We start from the raw sequence: 276 nt of genomic DNA on the forward strand, positions 1-276 counted from the left end.
GCCTAACACTTTGCCACGCGGGCAATGCATACGGCGATTATCCAAATGTGGTTCGGCTTCGGTTTCAAACTGCCATGCATACTTTTTAGTATTCATAGGGATAGATAGCGCTGTAGGCATTTGAATAAAAATGCTCTTGTCGCTACCACCGGTTTCAAGTATCAGGACTTTATTGTCTGGATTTTCCGTTAAGCGGTTGGCTAATACACAACCTGCGCTACCGGCACCAACAATAATATAATCGTATTCATGAGATATTTGCGTAGACATTAATGG

At 42.8% G+C, this 276-nt stretch carries 1 protein-coding gene; it reads right to left on the reverse strand.

Annotation, left to right across the window (positions count from 1 at the left end; all coding sequences use genetic code 11):
- Positions 1-270 (reverse strand): lycopene cyclase family protein (locus AAEY78_RS12915; RefSeq protein ID WP_352339718.1); only part of this gene is annotated, 270 nt, incomplete at its 3' end.
- Positions 271-276 lie beyond the last annotated feature (6 nt).

Source organism: Psychrobacter sp. 16-MNA-CIBAN-0192 (genome assembly GCF_040309565.1).
Classification (GTDB): Bacteria; Pseudomonadota; Gammaproteobacteria; order Pseudomonadales; family Moraxellaceae; genus Psychrobacter.